Below are 18,039 nucleotides of genomic sequence, written 5' to 3' on the forward strand. Positions count from 1 at the left end.
ACATCCTTGAATTTGCCCGGCGATTTGTTCCATCTTCATGAAAAACACATCTTGTGAAGCAAAAAAGCCTGACCTGAGGGCCGAGGCTAAGAAAAAATATGTTTTTACTTTTTTATTTTCTTTTTTACTTTGTCAATCAGCTCATCCTCTGTCGGAGCTGACAGCGGGCGATTGTTCACAAAAGCAAATGATTTTTTCCGTCCGGGCCCGCAATAAGATTGGCATCCTACCTCAACCTTTGCGTCCGGGTCCACTTCTTTCAAACGCGGCAGCAATGTTTTGATATTAGTGGCTTGGCAATCATCACACACTCGAAATTCATTAGCCATGACGTACGCTTCCCTTCATTTCTATGTTCATCTATGTGAATAACCTAAAATCACGTTTCAAAAAAAATCACATCACTCTTCATTTTACAAGGATTCGACTGTTCCTGCAAGCCGCTCCATCCTTCGTATCTCCTATTCTTTCAGCCAATTTGTATAAATATTTTCCAACCTGGACATTCTAATACCATGAAAAGAAAAATGGGAGTTGAGATAAATGACAAAACAGCGACAAGACGCTTGGTCAGAGGAAAACGATCTGCTTTTAGCCGAAACAGTGCTTCGGCATGTGAGGGAGGGCAGCACTCAGCTGAACGCCTTTGAAGAAGTCGGCGATAAATTAAACCGGACATCCGCAGCCTGCGGATTCAGATGGAACGCAGTGGTCCGCCATCAATATGAAAAAGCGCTTCAGCTTGCGAAGAAACAACGAAAACAGCGGATGAGAGCGCTCGGAAACGGGCAGCCCGCGAAAAAAAGATTATTATATCAGCCTCCTGCTGTTGATCCTGAAATCATTCAAGAAACCGCTGCAGAAGAGCCGGTTAAAATGGAAACACCATCTGTCGAAAATGAACAACCTTTAATGTCTGGCGAACATATGCCTTTTGTTGATGAAAGCTTTAAGGAAGAGTTAGCTAGTCTATCACACTTATTGTCTCCTCAAACGCCTGCAGCTGCGCCTGAGATGACGATGAATGATGTGATCCGCTTCCTGCAGAATTACGAAGGCAATAACGAGCAATCATCAGCATTAAAAATGGAAAACGAGCGTTTAAAGAAAGAAAATCAGGAATTGCAAAACAAAACAGAGCAGCTAGAGGCAGAAGTTCAAAAGCTTGAAAAAGACCAAAAAACGATCCAAGAAGATTATGAAACCTTGGTGAAAATTATGAACAGAGCCAGAAAGCTAGTTTTATTTGAAGAAGATGAACATGCCTCTCCGTCCTTCAAAATGGACCGGAACGGCAATTTAGAAAAATTAGCGGAATGACATAGAAAAATCCCAAAACGGGCAGCTGTTTTGGGATTTTCGCCATGTGCAAAATCCCCTTTTCTATTGAGAAAAGAGAATTTCCTCATTTTGCAGCCGGATCAGCTATTCTTGTAAAATGAGGCCAAGCTTATGTGAATCTATTAAGACATGTGAGCTGCCTCGGCCGTTTTTTGTTTTCGAGGCGCAGCAGAAATGACCAAAAGCCCCAGCATCATAAGCGCAATGCCCAGCCACGAGAAAGGCGAAAGCATTTCCCCTATGAAAAACACGCCAAGCAATGAAGCCGTCAGCGGTTCAGCTAAAGACAGCGTGACCGCCGCCGAGGCCGGAACCCCGGTAAGCCCTTTCGCAAACAAAAAGTATGCGGCACATGTTGCAATTAACCCGATGTAAAGGCTTGTTCCCAGTCCTCTAGGGGTCCATATCCACGAGATATCTGACTGCCATAATAGCGGCGTCAGCAAGATGGCGCTGATCATGAATACAACGGCGGAGGTCGCTCGCGGAGGCTGGGTTTTCATCATCGCTTTACTGATGAGCGTATAGCCTGCAAAAGAAGCACCCGCTCCAAGCGCCATAAAAACACCAGCCACATCAATCCGAACATTGGAACTGTCGGAAAACAGAAGCCAGCAACCCACTAAAGCCAGCACAGTCGCAATCCACCAGGAGTTTCGCGGGCGTTTCTTCAATACAGCCCATTCGAGGGTCCCGGCAATGATAGGCGCACTGCCGATGGCAATCACAGTTCCCACTGCAATTCCCGTTTCTTTAACCGCTGTGAAAAACAGCGGCTGGTAACACGCCATACAAACAGCGGCTAAAAATACGAGCGGCCATGACCAATTTTTCACGTGAAGCTCTCGGCTGATCCAAACCGCAAGCAGCATGGCGCTCCCTCCTATTAATAACCTGAACGCCCCAAATGCCAGCGGTGTGGCGCTTTCTGGAGCCAATGCCTGAACGGTTCCCGTGGTCCCCCAGAAAAAAGCCGCAATCAATACAAAAAGGCTGTAAATATTCCCTTTCATCTGCCTCTCCCCTTTAATATGGATGCTGATATCATTTTATCGTTTTTCTTTTTGCTGTGGTTATCTGTATGTAAGAAGGATTTATCTGAAAATAAGATTATTGGGGTAAAATGCCGCTTGTGATAAAAAATGCATGCCGGCATATACAGCCGGCATGCGAAGAACGTTCACCCAAATACCTTTGCATTCCGCTCAGCCATCCGGGCGAGGTTTTTCTCAAATTCCATTTCCTCATCAATGGACAGTCCGGCAGAGTAAAGATGAGTGCTTAACGCTTTTAATTCCGTCAATAAAGCGAACATTAAGTCTTGTACGGAGATGTCTTTTTGCAGAAGCTCACTTAAGGACGCCATCGTTTCCGGACGTATTTCCGGATAGACGCCTTTTTTATCGTTTTGTTTGTCTTTCAGCGCCGCTTGATAGAATCGTCTGATCAAGTCGGCCCTTTCACTGCCGCTCTTATCCGCACAGAGATAAATTTGAACAGCGACTCCGCCGCGAACGCGTCTCTGAGAGATGCCGGCGAACTTTTTGCCATTTATACTGAGGTCATAGCTGCCGGGACAATAAGACCCTTCAATTTCATAGGCTTCGATCTTTGCGTTGTACGGTCTCAGCATTCGTCTCATCAGCTCGACCATCGCTTCATATCCTTTGTCTATATCGATGCCTTTCTTTTCGTCCTCGAATATAAGAGAGATATTTAAAACACCGTCATCCAATACGACGGCAAGACCTCCGGAGTTGCGTACGATCACACGGTATCCTTCACTCTCCAGCAAGGAGATGCCATCCTGCAAAAACGGGAGGCGTGTATCCTGTATTCCAAGGACAATTGTATCGTGGTGCACCCATGAGCGCGCTGTCGCCGGCGACACGCCTTTTCCGACGGACATGCACAGCGTATCATCCATTGCGAAGGATTGCTTCGCATCAAATAAAGGGCCGAGACTGGATTGGTCAATGACTCTCCATTTCGGCTGCATCAGTAAATCAATCGGTTGGTTTGCCATCTATGTAAAACCCTTTCATGTTAGGCTTATTGAACGAAAACTATTATATCATTTCAGCAGCTGTGATTGATAATTGCTTTTCAGCATCGTAATAAAAATTTCTTTATTTTTTGTATTCTCCATGAGTGGAGAATGAATGTAAGACAGCTTGCGCTTTAACGAGAAATCTTTAATATGCAGAATTGAGATTTCGCGGTGGATCAAATCCTTATGCAGTACGCTTCTGGATAGAACCGAAAGTCCCATGCCGTTAATCACCGCTTCCTTTACACCTTGATTGCTGCTGATGGTGAACATTGATTTCGGCCGAAGTCCATTTGAACTGAGTACATGATCGAGATATTCTCTCGTCCCGGAGCCTTTCTCTCTTGTCACCCACGCTTCGTTCTGCAAATCGCTGATCGAAATCTCTTTCCGCCCGGCGAGCGGATGCTGATTTGGAGCGGCAATGCACATTTCATCCTCCATGAACGGTTCAATTTCCAGCTCATTCTCGTTTGTATGTCCTTCAATCAGCCCGATATCAGCCTGAAGCATCCGCACACGCTCGCTGACCTCCTCTGTATTGCCAATCATGACATCTAGATTCAGCTCTGGATACAGCTTTTGCAGCTGGGCCAATAGCGGCGGAAGAATATACTCACCGATTGTAAAGCTTGCAGCTATTTTCAATTCACCCTTCACATAGTGATGATGCGCATAGATTTCAGCCTTGGCTTGTTCGTAGAGAAACACCATTTGCTTTGCTCTTTGATATAAAATGTCTCCTGTCGGCGTTGTCGTAAAGTGTTTTGGCGACCTGTTCAGAAGAGCCGTTTGAAATTCTTTCTCAAGATTTTTGATATGCAGACTGACGCTGGGCTGGGAGATCATCAGCTTTTCTGCCGCTTTTGTGAAGTTTTTTTCTTCTACCACCGCTATAAACGTTTTCAGCACGTCGTAATACAAAAACCCCACCCCTGTCATTAATGAAATATATGGTTATGATTAGTTTTCTTTATTGTACTCATATCATCCGTCTTGGTAAAGAAGGCTATACGGAAGCGCAAAAAAGGCAGCCCTCGGTCGAGAGCTGCCATCGTCTTCATTTTTATTACAGTGCTTGCGCCGCTGTAATTAATGCGAGATTGTAAACATCTTCAGCGTTACATCCTCTTGAAAGGTCGTTTACAGGCATATTTAAACCTTGCAGGATTGGTCCTACCGCTTCAAAGTTGCCCAAACGCTGAGCGATTTTATAGCCGATGTTTCCTGCTTCAAGGCTTGGGAATACGAATACGTTAGCGTCCCCTTTGATTTCGGAATCCGGCGCTTTTTTCTCAGCTACAGATGGAACAAATGCAGCATCAAATTGGAATTCGCCGTCAAGTGTCAGTTCAGGCGCTTTTTCTTTCGCGATTTTCACTGCATCCGCTACTTTTTCTGTTTCATCAGATTTTGCTGAGCCTTTTGTAGAGAAGCTGAGCATTGCCACGCGAGGCTCAATGTCGAACATTTTTGCCGTATTGGCACTTTCGATCGCAATCTCGGCAAGATCTTGGCTGTCAGGCGCAATGTTGATCGCGCAATCTGCGAATACGTATTGCTCTTCTCCGCGAGCCATGATGAACACGCCGGAAGTCTTTTTCACGCCTTCTTTTGTTTTGATGATTTGAAGAGCCGGGCGGACAGTGTCAGCAGTTGAGTGAGCAGCTCCGCTTACAAGTCCGTCTGCAAGTCCTTTATACACCAGCATTGTACCGAAGTAGTTCTCGTCTAATAACGCTTTGCGAGCCTGTTCTTCTGTCGCTTTGCCTTTGCGGCGTTCTACGAATGCTTGTACAAGGTCTTCCATGCCTTCATATGTATGAGGATCATAAATCTTAACGCCGTCCAGCGTAAGGTTCAATTCTTTTGCTTTTGCTTGGATCTCATTTTCATTGCCGATCACAATCGGATTCAGCACTTTGTTTCCTGCAAGCTTGCTGACCGCTTCTAAAATACGCTCGTCTAAGCCTTCAGGAAATACAATTTTTACGTCTTTTCCAGCTACTTTTTCTTGCACTGTTGAAAATAAATCTGCCACAATAAAACCTCCTCAAAAAGTTACAAAAACGCTTTCTTTTACTAGCATACTCTTCTTCCAATCAAATTCAAACAGCCAACTTTCATTATAGCGCTTTCATAAAAAAATCTTATTTTTCTAACTAATTTAAGTGACTCAATCTTCCCTTATAGGTTCTTCTATTTTGATGGAGTTATACGGAAGGGATGTTCAAGGTTTCTCCACAGTAGAATCGGATAAACTATGGTATAGTGAAGGCAATCATGAAAAGATAATGGGAGTGAAGATAAATGAGTGAACAGCAAATGACGAATGAAGCGGCAAAAACGCTTGACGGCTGGTATGCGCTTCATGATTTCCGCACAATGGATTGGGCTTCCTGGAAGCTTCTGTCCAGTGATGAGCGCCAATCTATCATACATGAATTCACCGGGTTGCTTGAAAAATGGGGCGTAGCCCAAAAAGAAGGAAAAGGATCCCAAACTCTTTACAGCATCGTCGGCCAAAAAGCTGATTTTATGCTGATGATCCTTCGTCCTACAATGGAAGAATTAAATCAAATTGAGCTTGAATTCAACAAATCAAGACTTGCTGAGTTCACCATTCCGGCATACTCCTACGTATCAGTGGTAGAGCTGAGCAACTACTTGGCAAGCGGTGACGGCGATCCTTACGAAAATCCGCATGTGCGCGCGCGCCTTTACCCTGAACTGCCGGAATCAAAATATGTATGCTTCTATCCAATGGATAAAAGAAGATCCGGCAACGACAACTGGTATATGCTTTCAATGGAGGAACGCAGAAACTTGATGAGAAGCCACGGTTTAATCGGCCGCAGCTATGCGGGCAAAGTCAAACAGATCATCACCGGCTCTGTCGGCTTTGACGATTACGAGTGGGGCGTTACATTATTCAGCGATGATGTCCTTCAATTCAAGAAGCTAGTGTACGAAATGCGTTTTGACGAAGTCAGCGCTCGCTATGGCGAATTTGGTTCATTCTTTGTCGGCAATCACCTTTCGCTTGATACACTTCCTCAATTCTTATATGTATAATATCCCCTCCCGCCCTATCCGGCGGGAGTTTTTCAATTCTCCTTTATCAGAATTTAAATAAAATTTGCTATTTTCTTCGTTTTTTCTTACGATGTAGATAATAATCCATTTTTTTCAAAGGGGTGCAGTTATTTGTCAAAACGAACCGCATTTGTTATGGGAGCCAGTCAAGGGATTGGGAAAGCAATCGCTCTGAAATTAGCAGACCAGCACTTTTCCCTCGTCATTAATTCGCGAAATTTGGATAATATTGAATCTGTCAAAGAAGACATTTTGGCCAAGCATCCTGAGGCGAGCGTCATTGTCCTTGCGGGCGATATGTCTGACCAGCATACGAGAGCGGCCATTTTTCAGGCAATCGAATCTCAATGCGGACGGCTTGATGTTCTGATTAATAATATCCCGGGCGGCGCGCCTGACACATTTGATAACTGCAATATAGAGGATATGACGGCCACGTTCACTCAAAAGACCGTTGCCTATATTGACGCAATCAAGCGTGCTTCCTCACTGATGAAACAAAACGAGTTTGGCAGAATCATCAACATTGTCGGAAATCTGTGGAAGGAACCCGGCGCCAACATGTTCACAAACAGTATGATGAATGCCGCTTTAATTAACGCCAGTAAAAATATTTCCATCCAGCTTGCTCCTCACAACATTACTGTCAACTGTCTGAATCCTGGTTTTATCGCTACAGACCGTTATCATCAATTTGTGGAAAATGTGATGAAAAAGAACAGCATATCCAAACAGAAAGCAGAAGAACAGATTGCTTCCGGGATTCCGATGAAACGGGTCGGATCAGCCGAAGAAACCGCAGCGCTCGCCGCATTTCTTGCCTCTGAGGAAGCCTCCTACATCACGGGACAGCAAATTTCCGCTGACGGCGGCAGCATGAAAAGCATATAAAAACATCCCGCTTTTTAGCGGGATGTTTCTTGTAATGACCCGAACGGCAGGTTCAGCTTTTGAATCCGCGTGACAAATTCCCGCAGATCCTCCTGCTTCGACACCATTGAGATTCTGACATGCCTTTTTCCGTTGCTTCCAAAAATTTCGCCCGGTGTGACTACGACATGGGCATTCTCCAGCAAGTAATCGGAAAATTGGTGAGATGTCTCAAACGTATTCGGAATTTCAGCCCATACGTAAAAGGTTCCTTTTGGCTTTTCCATCTTCCAGCCCAGTTCCTTTTCGCAAAGCGCCGTAAAAAAGTCAATTCGTTCCTTATAAATTCGTTTCAACGATTCCGTATGCTCCGGATCTCCAGAAAGCGCCGCACTCGCTGCCTGCTGCAGCCCGCCGAACATGCCGACAAATACATGGTCCTGAAATTCATTGACGGCCTGAATGATCTTTTCGTTCCCAACCGCAAACGCCATTCTCCAGCCGGCCATGTTAAATGTTTTTGAAAATGAATAAAGCTCTGCTCCGACAATTTTGGCATCCTCTGCCTCAAGAAAGCTGGCCGGTTTTTGATCGAATTCAAACGCTCCGTATGCAAAATCATGAATCAAATGGATATGATGCTCTTTTGCAAAAGCAGCAGCTCTTGCATAAAAAGCCGCATCAGCCACAGCTCCAGTGGGGTTGTTCGGATAGTTTAAAAACATAAGCTTCGCTTTTTCCAGCACGGCTGGATCAATCTTTTCAAAATCCGGCAGATAGCCATTTTCTTCATACAGCGGCATTTCGTAAAGCTCAGCTCGCGCCATCGTAATCCCTGATAAATATTCAGGGTAGCCTGGATTCGGGACTAAAGCGATGTCTCCCGGATTGAGCAGGCATTGTGTCAGCACATACAAACCGGCTTTCCCGCCTCCGAAAAGCGCGACCTCCGTTTCAGGATTGATTGTCACGCCGTATTCTCTTTTATAGAAAGCAGCGATTGCTTCCTTCAAAAAAGGATAGCCCCTGAAAGGGCCGTATCCATGAAACGAAGGATTCAAGGACGCCTCCCGCAAAGCCTCCACAATATGCGGCGGAGTGGGAAGGTCAGGGTTCCCCTGTCCGAGATTAATGATATGGGCCCCCGTTTTTTCCAATTCCTTTACCTTTTGAAAAACGAGAGAAAACTCCTGCCTTGGAAGTGTCTTGATGACATCGGACGGTGTTATTTCCATCTAAAAGACTCCTTTTTGCTCCGTTTTGTTATCCCGTTCCAAAAACGATTTGTTGACGAGCTTCGTATGCAGAAACAAACCGCATACGACCACGACAATCAGCCCCATAATGACCGGAGCGCTGAGGATGTTAATGAACATTGAACCAATAGAAATGCATAATCCGATAGACGCTTCAGCCACTGAAAAAATGCGCCCTTGAATCTGGTTTGCCGCATTTTCCTGAACCTTCACTTTTGCAAGCACTTCCCCGTATTCCATCGCGATGAAAAAGAGGATCGCCGCGATGACAGAAACAGCGAATATCGGTGTGAATAAAAACAGCGCCAGCGAGACAATGGATAAAACGGTAAAGTACGTCAGGCCTCTATTATTGTTAAAGCCCCATTTGCCGACAAGCGCCGCTCCGATAAAGCCGCCGAAACCGATGCAGAATGTGAGAATAAAGTTGCCGATTTCCCCGTCACCCAAAAAGCGGCTGACAATCGGAAAATAGCTGTACACAACTCCCCACAGCAAAGCCATTGTAATCATCGTAAACATGGCGTTTAATACGAATGCATTGGTTTTGATTTCCTTGAGTCCTTCCTTAAAAGACTGAAAGGCCTCTTTAATGTTTTCAGATTGAATCGGCACAAATTGCAGTTTGATACGGCTGATGAAAAATGCCGAAACCAGGTATGTCACACCGTTAAAGGCAACAGCCAGCTCTACAGATCCGCCTAACAGAAAGAGCCCTCCGGCAGCCGCCCCGACGATAATGGAGATGGTTGTCGCTTTTGCAAATAACGTGTTGATGCTTTTAATATCTGATTCCAAGGACGACATGACAGCGAGACGGGCGGGATTAAAAAACACGCCGCTTCCATAAGTAATAAACAGCAGGGCCAGAAAAATCAGCGGATACTCGCCTTTTGGAAGAAATGTGAGCCCCAAAAAGATGATGCCTCTGATGATATCCGTCCACAGCATGATCTTAATTCTGTCTAACCGGTCGACCAGAACCCCCAAAAACGGCTGAAACACCATCGGAATGCTTCTGACCACGATGACCCCGGACGTCACCCAATAATCGTGATAATATGTAGACAAAATGAGCAGGGCAGGGAGAACACAATAGTCTCCCATGAACGATAGCGCCTGCCCGTAAAGCAAGTATTTAGAGTTGGGTTTCAGCTGTTTCATACTGGCAGCACATACTTTGCCGTCAGCTTCGCATGCTGCTGAATTTGTCTGATTGATTCAGCCACATCCTGTGAATTACTGCCTTTCAGTTCAAATGCAGCAATGGAATTGAAAGCTTCAAACAATGTCAAATCAACTGAAGTGCCTGGTGCTGCGGCCGAAAAAGAAACGATTTCAGTATCCCCTTTTAAAAGCCCGTCCGGAATATCGATCGCTTCAATGACCAAATCCTCAGCAGTTTCTGGAATCTGGCCATTTTGTTTGAAATGCTGCGGGTACAAATGGCAGTCGGCGACATAGTAAGGCTCTTGATCCAATAATCCGTTAGGCAGATCGGCGTCTTTTCCGAAACAGAGGACATCTAATAATAATTGCGCCATATCAAGGCCGAAGACCTTTTTAATGTTAGGGATCATATTCCAGCCGGCAAATCTGGCTGCCGATTCTATTAAACCCGGTTCTCTGTTTTTCATTAGCTTGATCTCTGTATGTGTTGCGCAATTTTGCAGGCCAAGCCCTTCATTTGCCTTTTTGGCAGCTTCGACAATTTTCTTTTTTGCCTCTTCATCCAGAATGGATGGCGTTATGTGGGATGTCTCTGTAAACCCGATTTGCGGCGTTTTATCATGAATGGCGATCGGGAAATACTCACCGTCAGCCATGATGCCTTCTATACTGATATAGTCGGAGTACCCTTCTGTTTGATACCAGTCTCCGTACTCACCCTGTAAAAATTCTTCAGCGATAAACGGCGCTTCAAACGTAACCGCCTTTGGCACGTTAATTGATTTCAAATAGTCATTGACTCTGTTAAATTCATCTTCTGCCGTCTCAGTGTCCGTAATCAGCGTTACACCGATTGAACTCGCTAAGTATGTAGGCTTTAAGATAAGAGGTGTGCCGATCTCTTCAAGAGCAGCACGGAAATCTTCGAGAGTTGTGACTCGTTTGTTTTTGATCGATTTGACTCCGGCCTTATTAAAAGCGTCCCTCATTTTATTTTTATCTCTGGCATTTTCGGCTGCCTGCACGCCGGCACCTCTCAGGCCCAGACGTTCACAGGCTTTCGCCATCGGAGCAATGAATAATTCATTGTTTGTTGTGATGGCATCCGCCCCAAACATTTCGGCAACCTTGACGATTTGCTCGACGACCTCTTCCTCAGGCTTGTCATGATCCTCATGCGCCCAATAAATGGAATCAGGATGCTCAAAATCAGCTAAACTCTTAAAATAGTCTTTATCTTTTATGACCGTGACCGAGTATTTTTCAATCAATGCTGCATGGGAGGCTGTAATTGCAAAAGGTCTTGGAATAAAGCTGACCAGGTTATATTTTTCAGCAGCGCTTTTATAAAACATGTGCGGCGGGCAGCCTCCAAGATCAGCGATGACCAATACTGTTTTTCTCTCCATATGTAAAACACTCCTTCTCTATTGTGCGGTGTATCCTCCGTCTGCGGTGATGGCGCTTCCGGTCATATAGCTTGATAAATCCGAGGCTAAAAACAGCATCACGTTTGCTATTTCTTCAGGTTTCCCAAGCCTCAGCAGCGGATTTACCTTCGCCTTTTCTTTTTTGATCTCTTCAAGTGTGCCTTCATTATTTTCAAGGAATGATTTTTCATTCAGCGGTGTGTCGATGATCCCTGGGCATACGCAGTTCACGCGAATTTGATGCTTCGCATAATCAACAGCCATTGATTTAGTCAGCTGCAAAACCCCGCCTTTGGTGGCGTTATAGGCAGGAATATCAGGCCATGCCACGAGTCCGCCGACAGAGCACGTATTAATAATGTTGCCCTTGCCGGCGGCCAGCATATGCTTGAGTGCATGTTTGCTCATTAAAAACATGCCGGTCAAATTGACTTGCAGCACCTTGTTCCAATCTCTGAGCTCCATCTCGTGAATAGGCGCCACGATTTCGATGCCTGCATTATTAATCAAGACATCGAGCCCGCCAAATGTATGAACCGCCGATTCAACTGCGTGCTGGCAGGCAGCTTCGTCTGTGATGTCCGTTTGCACAAAGTGCAGCCTGTCATTATTTTCTTTTCGTACCATTGCTTCTCCCTGCGCTTCATCAATATCCGCCACAACCACATTGGCCTGCTGGCCCAAAAAAGCCTGAACCGCAGCATAACCAATGCCTGATGCGCCTCCTGTTATGAGGACGGTTTTATCGGTGAGGTTCATGATCATTCATCCGCCTTCATTTTTTTTGCTTTTGCTCTGTTGTAGCGCGGCGGGAAGAAGATATTAATCGATTTTGATTCTTTTTCTGAACGGTTGATGGCACCATGATCTTCGCGAGGCTCACAGAAATAGGCTGTGCCGAATTTCATCTCGACTGTGCAGCCTTCGACCGTCATGTCATAGCCGCCGCCAATGCAGATGCCTATTTGTTCATTCCGATGTTTATGGAAAGGCATTTCTCCGCCATTTCCAGGGATTTTGGCAAGCATAATTTCTACCCAATCCTCAACAAAGAACGTGACTTCCATGCCCGGCAGCAGGTCTCTTGTTTTGAAAATATCCAAAAAGTAGTCCTCAGGGCTTGTATATGTTTCATCAGCTTTCAGCCGCTTGATATCAATAGCAATCACTTCTTGGTCTGTGTCGTTTCTTGCCCCGTGAGGCACATGCGGCGGCGCGATATAGGCAGATTCCAAGGCTGTCATTTTTCTTGTCACATCTCCGACAGTCATCATCAGCTCGCCAGAAACGACCATGCCGATTTGGACCTCCTTATGCTGATGGGGTTCAACATTGGTATGCGGCGGGACGTAAGACATTAATACTTCAGTATCCCCTCGTACGGTTGAATACTGCCTCACTCCGTTTTCCCATTCAATTAATTTCGGTGTCGGGAAATAAAGCTCCTGCATATCTTCTTTAGTTTTCATCATCAACGTCTCCTTTTCCAAATAATGACCAGCTCATTGGAATGCTTTTGAATGTTTTTACAAAGGTTAGCCCGTACTTTTGCCGTGCAAGCTCATTGGTTAAGGCAATGTCATACAAACCTTCTTTTACTTTTCTTGCGGCTTGACTGGTTGAATTGACTAGTTTGAAACGAACATCTTTGCGGGTAAAATATTTTATTAAATTAATAGGTGAAGGATGTGAAACAATAACAGATGTATCAAGCATATCGTCTCTGAATTCAAAATCAGGACGAACAGCCAGGCCGTACATCGGTGTATCGCACCTGAAGATCTGCAATAGCTGCAAATCCGGCCTCATGTAGAAATGCTTAATGCCATCGTAAGCATGTGGGACGATGGTATATTCCAGCGGGCTTTGGAGCGTCCTTTCGATGCATGATTCAAAAGTATCATGCAAGGACAATTTACTGTTCAGCCCTTGTAGAAGAGTAAAATTGGAAATGAAATGCTTTGCTGCGTACTCACTGCTTGTCCCCTCAGGGCCGAGCGTGTTGACTGTAATGAGTTTGGATAGTGAATCAGTTCTTTTTTTTGTCTGAATGCTATTATCCAATATAATCATGAGCACCAACCAATCTTTTAAAATTTTAAGTAAATTTTATCCAGCGGCAATTGAACTGTCAATGTTTTTTGAAAATATTGATAATTATTCCCATACAAACAAAAAAACCCTTTAAAAAGGGTTTTTAATTATAGGAATTTAGAAACTTTGTTTATTGAGATAAGGACTGATCGGCCTTCTGCTCAAGTTTGCCGTACTTTTTATATGCGAATACACTGAGCACAAATCCGAGGACTGTGATGGCGGCGCAAATCAATCCGACAGCTGCATAGCCGTATGCCACATATACGGGTCCCATTAAAGCAGAACCTAATGTCACGGCCAGATTCGAGGCGAGGCTGTAAAACACCATGACTTTTCCGCGATGACGCTCTGAGCAGTCACTCAAAATGGTGCTGAGCAGCGTCACCGTCAAACTTTGCATTAATCCCCAAATAAATAGGCTGGCGATTAACAGAAACATAGACGCCGGCGCATATGGTAAACACGCCAGCAGAACGCTGATGACCCCCAGCGCAATCAAAAGGGAGCGCATTTTTCCGATGCGGTCGGCTATCTTTCCTGTAATCACACTCATGGAAAACCCGATTCCATAAATCATGATAAATAAGCCCGCAGCCGTGTTTCCTCCGGTAAAAACGTCCTGAAGATAGGTGCCTAAAAAGGAATACATACCGTAAAAACCAATCATATTACAAAAGGTTATCGTGATATAAACAGGTACACGAGGGACTTTCAGCGCATCCCGGAATGTTCCTGCCGGCTCTTCTATTTCTTCCTTGCCGCTGTTTTTATGTTGGGCATGGCGGCGCATTTCAAGGAGAATCAGCAGGACAACTAAAACACCCATCAGGGCGAAAATCCAAAATGTCCATCTCCAATGCAGGACGCCGCCGATAAATGATCCGAGCGGCACTCCGAAAATCAGCGCCAGCGACCAGCTTGAAACGATCAGCCCCATCACCTTGCCCCGGTATGTATAAGGAACACGATCACCGACAACTGCGTAAGCGGTCGGAACAAACGCTCCCGCAGCCAATCCCGAAAGCGCCCGGCCTAAAAAGAAGAAAAAAATATTTTGAGCCAAAGCGCATATCACCGTTCCTATGATAAAGATCATAAGCCCGGCTAATAAGCTCAGTTCTCTGGAGTATTTATCGCCTAATGGAACCAAAAGCGGCGCACCGATAAAAATCATAATGCCGTAAATACTGATAGATAATGCAAGGACACTGACATCTGAGCTGAAGGCTTTTGCTAAATCCGGCAGCAGCGGTGAGATCACAAGCTCTTCAGATCCGGCTGCAAATACCCCCATCGTTAAAGCCAGTGCCAACAATAACGGAAAATGATGTTTTGTTTTGATGTCATTGTTTTGATTGCTGTTCATTCTTTCTCAAACACCTCTTCCATAATCTTCTTATCATAAAGTTGTATTATAGTTTAGCATTGTTTTTTCTCTATTTACAATTCGAACGAAATATTTATAAGTTTTATTATTTTCATTTAAATCCCATTATATATTTCTATATTTCATTCTAAAAATACATGAGGATGTAACACGTAAAAAAAAGCTCTCCGGCCTCCCGGAGAGCTTTTTCTATTGCGCCTCTGTCTGCTTTTTTTCAATCGGTTCATGATTTATACGCTTTTTGATGCTTAGATGATAGTATGCATAACAGAAAATAATGATCGGCACACCGCAGTATAAGCCAATTCTTTGATCCGGAATGAAAATAAGGCTGATCAACACGCAGCCATATAAACAAAATCCGAGAATCGGGACTAGCGGATAAAGCGGCGTTCTGAACTCCAGATCATTCACATTTCCGCCTTCTGCCAGGAAACGTCTGCGAAAGAAAAATTGCGACGCACAAATGGACATCCATGCGACAACTGTGACCATGCCCGAGATTGAGATACACCATAAATACACTGTTTCTGCGGCCATGACACTTGTCAGTAGCGAACAGCCTGAAATGCCTAGCGTAATCAGCAGGGCATTCATCGGCACGCCTTTTTTTGTCAGTCTGGTGAGAAAGGATGGACCCATTTGATTTGATGAAAGTGACCACATCATACGCGACGCCGCATACAACCCCGAATTAGCAACAGATAAAATGGCTGTTAAGATGACAAAGTTCATGATATCTGCCGAAAATGGGATGCCGATTTGATCGAGTACCGCTACAAATGGGCTTTCAATCACCCCCGCCGTTTTGTACGGAAGGATGGCAACCAAGACGAACATAGCGAGCACAAAGAAAAACAGCGTGCGCCAAATGACATTTCGAATGGACTTTGGCAGTGTTTTTTCCGGGCTTTCACTTTCCCCTGCCGCAATGCCGACAAGCTCCGTTCCCTGGAACGAGAAGTTCACCATGACCAGCGTAAACATAACGGCCAGCACCCCATTAGGGAAAAGTCCTCTATCAGTCATAAAGTTAGACAAAAAGGGTGTCTCCTGTCCGCCTTTAAAGTCAATCAAGCCAAACACAGCGGCTCCGCCAATCACAATAAATAATATGATCGCCGCCACTTTGATGCTTGAAAACCAAAATTCCATTTCTGCAAAGCTTCTGACAGAGAGCGCATTAATCAAAAAGATGACGATGCCGAACACGAGGCACCATATCCAGATCGGAACGGAGGGCAGCCACCTTTGCATCAAAATGCCTGCTGACGTCAGCTCTAACCCCACTGTATTCGCCCAGCTGAACCAATACAGCCAGCCAATCATAAAGCCTGTCGACGGTCCCAGAAATTTAGTGGCGTAGGCCTGAAACGATCCGGCCACCGGCATGGCAACAGCCAATTCTCCTAAACAAAGCATGACGAGATACATTAAAAATCCGCCGATGATATAAGCGGCAATGGCGCCGAGCGGTCCCGCCTGGCTAATGGTAAAGCCAGAGCCTAGAAACAGCCCAGTGCCAATCACCCCTCCCAAAGCAATCATAAACAAATGCCTGCTTTTCATGCTGCGCTGCAATTCATTTTTATGATTCTGCATCATCCTTCCCCCTTTGGTTCTTTTGCCGTGATGGTCATCCGGTAGCTTTGCAAAAGGTGAACGGTGGTTTGCTGTATGAGGAGAGGCAATACATGAAATGTGTACGGTTTATAGACTCGTTCTGTCCATTTATGGCCGTCTTTTCCGTACACGCCCATATTAATGGATGGAATATTCAGCTTGCGTATGTCTTTGAACGGAATGGTCCCAATCATATTCCACCCAGGGAAGTTCCTGATAAAAGAATCAATTTCGCCATCGGTTTCGTGCAGTGATAAAAAACTGCCGTCTGCCAAGTAGGGGAAAAACTTTTTGAAGACAAATGTTTCGCCTGTCGATTCAGCGGTTTTGTCAGCCGCTTCTTTTATCACATGCTGCAAAAGCTGATCTCTTGCGCTATCTTCTTTCAAATAGTTATGCGGCAGGTAAGGAGGTGCGTAAAATAGAATGACTTTTGCGCCTTGATCGGGGTCAAGCTTTTGAAGCTCTTCGATTGCCTGAAAGCATCTCATGCGAAGTTCAAGGTGCTCGTTGGCTTTGAATGTCTGCTCGATACACTGCTCGGGATCTATCCCCCGGTTTCTCAGCTTTTCTAAGTATTGCTCCAGGCTATACACTTGAATGTCCCATGATAAATGTTTCTTTGGCAGGTTGGCTCTTTTTGCATATTCTTCATAATAATCTGATAATTTTCGTTCTGTTTCCCGGCATGCTTCCTCAGTGACTTCAAAAAGCAAATCCATCATCTCTTTTGCTGTTCTTTCATAAATAAAACAATTGAAATACAAGCTGGTGCTGACAGCCGTTTGCACATTATAGGATTCCTTGTTATCACGCTGATACAAACAGGATGGGGGCAGAACCAACTCCCCTTCAACCTTTTCTGCCAGATGGATGTTATTGTGGAGACGGCTTGTGATTTCAGATGAAATGAAATTCGGGTCAATCCCTGCCAGTGTATCGCCAACATGGACTTCCCGCCCGTGGATGTAAAAGCACGGCAGCAGTTTTCCCGCGGCTCCGGTATAGATATATCTTGTCTGATCACCATCGTAAAGCGGGGTAATAAAATCCGTATTAATAGCAGCCAAATAGTGAAGCTGTTTTTCTTTTTTTAGCCGGTTCAGCTCTGAAATGCTGGCGAGAATGCCCGAATGCTGGCTCTCCTCATCGGGATTGGCCATAAACAATACATTTCCCGGCAACGTCTCAAGGTTCTCCGAAAAATGCAGGAGATTGGCTAAATGCACGGCGATGCCGCTTTGCATATCGACAGATCCTCTTCCGAACATCCACTCGCCTGATTTGGCATCCCGCTGAACATCCTGATCGAACTCATAGCGGCTGAAATACTCGGCCAATTTCTCACAATCAAAAGCGATATCCTTTAAAGGGCCGAAGTCTTCAATTCCAACTGTATCCAGATGGGCATGGTAAATGACTGTATTTCGGCTTTCTCCATGTCCTTTAATAAACGCAAAAATATTTTTGCGATTGTATGGGTCATTGGGAATGGCCTGTTCCCACACATGACTGGGGTTTTCCTGAAAATATGGATAGCTCGTGATCACTTCTTTGATGAAATCTGCTTTTGTCCCTTCTCCAACGGTGCCGTTCACGCTGCTGAGGCTGACCAGAGATGCTGTCAGCGCCTCCACTCTTTCAGCCGGATTCATGTGACTGATTTTTGTATACTGCATAAATTGTCCTCCTGATCAAAAAGTTGAAATCGTGCGATCC

Annotated in this window: 17 protein-coding genes; 3 read left to right on the forward strand and 14 right to left on the reverse strand. The window is 45.0% G+C overall.

All coding sequences use genetic code 11. The features are described from left to right. Positions 1-104: 104 nt before the first annotated feature. Complete coding sequence (locus tag MHH82_RS35035) at positions 105-329, reverse strand: DUF1450 domain-containing protein (RefSeq protein ID WP_003222050.1); 225 nt, start codon at positions 327-329, stop codon at positions 105-107. Between the two features lie 214 nt (positions 330-543). On the opposite strand from MHH82_RS35035, the gene rsfA reads away from it, so the two are divergent. Next, a complete protein-coding gene (gene rsfA / locus MHH82_RS35040; protein ID WP_019712820.1) occupies positions 544-1,320 on the forward strand; it encodes a prespore-specific transcription regulator RsfA in 777 nt (258 codons plus the stop codon). A 143-nt stretch (positions 1,321-1,463) separates the two neighbouring features. On the opposite strand, the gene MHH82_RS35045 is transcribed toward rsfA, so the two are convergent. From MHH82_RS35045 to pta, 4 genes are all read right to left on the reverse strand, one after another. Continuing rightward, entirely contained in the window at positions 1,464-2,354 is an 891-nt protein-coding gene (locus MHH82_RS35045) for a carboxylate/amino acid/amine transporter (protein ID WP_072175775.1), read from the reverse strand. A gap of 167 nt (positions 2,355-2,521) precedes the next feature. Beyond that, positions 2,522-3,367: an octanoyl-[GcvH]:protein N-octanoyltransferase gene (ywfL, locus tag MHH82_RS35050; protein ID WP_014478310.1), complete on the reverse strand. Its 846-nt coding sequence runs from the start codon at positions 3,365-3,367 to the stop codon at positions 2,522-2,524. A 48-nt stretch (positions 3,368-3,415) separates the two neighbouring features. Next, positions 3,416-4,315 (reverse strand): cysJI operon transcriptional regulator CysL, encoded by a 900-nt coding sequence (gene cysL, locus MHH82_RS35055; RefSeq protein WP_014481233.1) that lies wholly within the window; start codon positions 4,313-4,315, stop codon positions 3,416-3,418. A 145-nt stretch (positions 4,316-4,460) separates the two neighbouring features. Beyond that, positions 4,461-5,432 (reverse strand): phosphate acetyltransferase, encoded by a 972-nt coding sequence (pta, locus tag MHH82_RS35060; protein ID WP_003235941.1) that lies wholly within the window; start codon positions 5,430-5,432, stop codon positions 4,461-4,463. A 269-nt stretch (positions 5,433-5,701) separates the two neighbouring features. Between pta and hemQ the strand changes: the two genes are divergently transcribed. Both hemQ and bacG read left to right on the forward strand, forming a co-directional pair. Next, positions 5,702-6,466: a hydrogen peroxide-dependent heme synthase gene (gene hemQ, locus MHH82_RS35065; RefSeq protein ID WP_003242896.1), complete on the forward strand. Its 765-nt coding sequence runs from the start codon at positions 5,702-5,704 to the stop codon at positions 6,464-6,466. A gap of 132 nt (positions 6,467-6,598) precedes the next feature. Continuing rightward, positions 6,599-7,378: an NADPH-dependent reductase BacG gene (bacG, locus tag MHH82_RS35070; protein ID WP_015714908.1), complete on the forward strand. Its 780-nt coding sequence runs from the start codon at positions 6,599-6,601 to the stop codon at positions 7,376-7,378. A gap of 14 nt (positions 7,379-7,392) precedes the next feature. Here bacG and bacF read toward each other — a convergent pair whose 3' ends face one another. From bacF to MHH82_RS35115, 9 genes are all read right to left on the reverse strand, one after another. Next, complete coding sequence (gene bacF / locus MHH82_RS35075) at positions 7,393-8,592, reverse strand: transaminase BacF (protein WP_015714909.1); 1,200 nt, start codon at positions 8,590-8,592, stop codon at positions 7,393-7,395. Further along, positions 8,593-9,777 carry a bacilysin exporter BacE gene (gene bacE, locus MHH82_RS35080; protein ID WP_072175774.1) on the reverse strand — a complete coding sequence of 395 codons (1,185 nt, stop codon included), beginning with the start codon at positions 9,775-9,777 and terminating at the stop codon, positions 8,593-8,595. Further along, positions 9,774-11,192 (reverse strand): alanine--anticapsin ligase, encoded by a 1,419-nt coding sequence (gene bacD / locus MHH82_RS35085; RefSeq protein ID WP_340797453.1) that lies wholly within the window; start codon positions 11,190-11,192, stop codon positions 9,774-9,776. Before bacD ends, bacE begins: the two co-directional genes overlap by 4 nt. An 18-nt stretch (positions 11,193-11,210) precedes the next feature. Beyond that, positions 11,211-11,972 carry a dihydroanticapsin 7-dehydrogenase gene (gene bacC / locus MHH82_RS35090; RefSeq protein ID WP_120363589.1) on the reverse strand — a complete coding sequence of 254 codons (762 nt, stop codon included), beginning with the start codon at positions 11,970-11,972 and terminating at the stop codon, positions 11,211-11,213. Positions 11,973-11,974: 2 nt separating this feature from the next. Next, positions 11,975-12,682: a 3-((4R)-4-hydroxycyclohexa-1,5-dien-1-yl)-2-oxopropanoate isomerase gene (gene bacB / locus MHH82_RS35095; protein WP_003244300.1), complete on the reverse strand. Its 708-nt coding sequence runs from the start codon at positions 12,680-12,682 to the stop codon at positions 11,975-11,977. Then, on the reverse strand, positions 12,672-13,286 hold the full coding sequence (gene bacA / locus MHH82_RS35100) for a prephenate decarboxylase (RefSeq protein WP_009968341.1): 615 nt from the start codon (positions 13,284-13,286) through the stop codon (positions 12,672-12,674). Before bacA ends, bacB begins: the two co-directional genes overlap by 11 nt. A 151-nt stretch (positions 13,287-13,437) precedes the next feature. Continuing rightward, positions 13,438-14,676, reverse strand: coding sequence for an MFS transporter (locus MHH82_RS35105; RefSeq protein WP_122895621.1), 1,239 nt, complete (start codon positions 14,674-14,676; stop codon positions 13,438-13,440). Between the two features lie 210 nt (positions 14,677-14,886). After that, a complete protein-coding gene (locus MHH82_RS35110; RefSeq protein WP_015250969.1) occupies positions 14,887-16,299 on the reverse strand; it encodes an amino acid permease in 1,413 nt (470 codons plus the stop codon). Next, on the reverse strand, positions 16,299-17,999 hold the full coding sequence (locus MHH82_RS35115) for a M20 family metallopeptidase (RefSeq protein WP_160245628.1): 1,701 nt from the start codon (positions 17,997-17,999) through the stop codon (positions 16,299-16,301). Before MHH82_RS35115 ends, MHH82_RS35110 begins: the two co-directional genes overlap by 1 nt. Positions 18,000-18,039 lie beyond the last annotated feature (40 nt).

This window comes from Bacillus sp. FSL K6-6540, assembly GCF_038007545.1.

What these genes read in the sequence shown, in the direction of transcription:
- bacF (WP_015714909.1), bottom strand. Translation starts at nt 8,592, where the DNA reads ATGGAAATAACACCGTCCGATGTCATCAAGACACTTCCAAGGCAGGAG.
- MHH82_RS35045 (WP_072175775.1), bottom strand. Translation starts at nt 2,354, where the DNA reads ATGAAAGGGAATATTTACAGCCTTTTTGTATTGATTGCGGCTTTTTTC.
- bacB (WP_003244300.1), bottom strand. Translation starts at nt 12,682, where the DNA reads ATGAAAACTAAAGAAGATATGCAGGAGCTTTATTTCCCGACACCGAAA.
- rsfA (WP_019712820.1), top strand. Translation starts at nt 544, where the DNA reads ATGACAAAACAGCGACAAGACGCTTGGTCAGAGGAAAACGATCTGCTT.
- ywfL (WP_014478310.1), bottom strand. Translation starts at nt 3,367, where the DNA reads ATGGCAAACCAACCGATTGATTTACTGATGCAGCCGAAATGGAGAGTC.
- MHH82_RS35110 (WP_015250969.1), bottom strand. Translation starts at nt 16,299, where the DNA reads ATGCAGAATCATAAAAATGAATTGCAGCGCAGCATGAAAAGCAGGCAT.
- MHH82_RS35105 (WP_122895621.1), bottom strand. Translation starts at nt 14,676, where the DNA reads ATGAACAGCAATCAAAACAATGACATCAAAACAAAACATCATTTTCCG.
- MHH82_RS35115 (WP_160245628.1), bottom strand. Translation starts at nt 17,999, where the DNA reads ATGCAGTATACAAAAATCAGTCACATGAATCCGGCTGAAAGAGTGGAG.
- bacD (WP_340797453.1), bottom strand. Translation starts at nt 11,192, where the DNA reads ATGGAGAGAAAAACAGTATTGGTCATCGCTGATCTTGGAGGCTGCCCG.
- bacA (WP_009968341.1), bottom strand. Translation starts at nt 13,286, where the DNA reads ATGATTATATTGGATAATAGCATTCAGACAAAAAAAAGAACTGATTCA.
- hemQ (WP_003242896.1), top strand. Translation starts at nt 5,702, where the DNA reads ATGAGTGAACAGCAAATGACGAATGAAGCGGCAAAAACGCTTGACGGC.
- bacE (WP_072175774.1), bottom strand. Translation starts at nt 9,777, where the DNA reads ATGAAACAGCTGAAACCCAACTCTAAATACTTGCTTTACGGGCAGGCG.
- MHH82_RS35035 (WP_003222050.1), bottom strand. Translation starts at nt 329, where the DNA reads ATGGCTAATGAATTTCGAGTGTGTGATGATTGCCAAGCCACTAATATC.
- bacC (WP_120363589.1), bottom strand. Translation starts at nt 11,972, where the DNA reads ATGAACCTCACCGATAAAACCGTCCTCATAACAGGAGGCGCATCAGGC.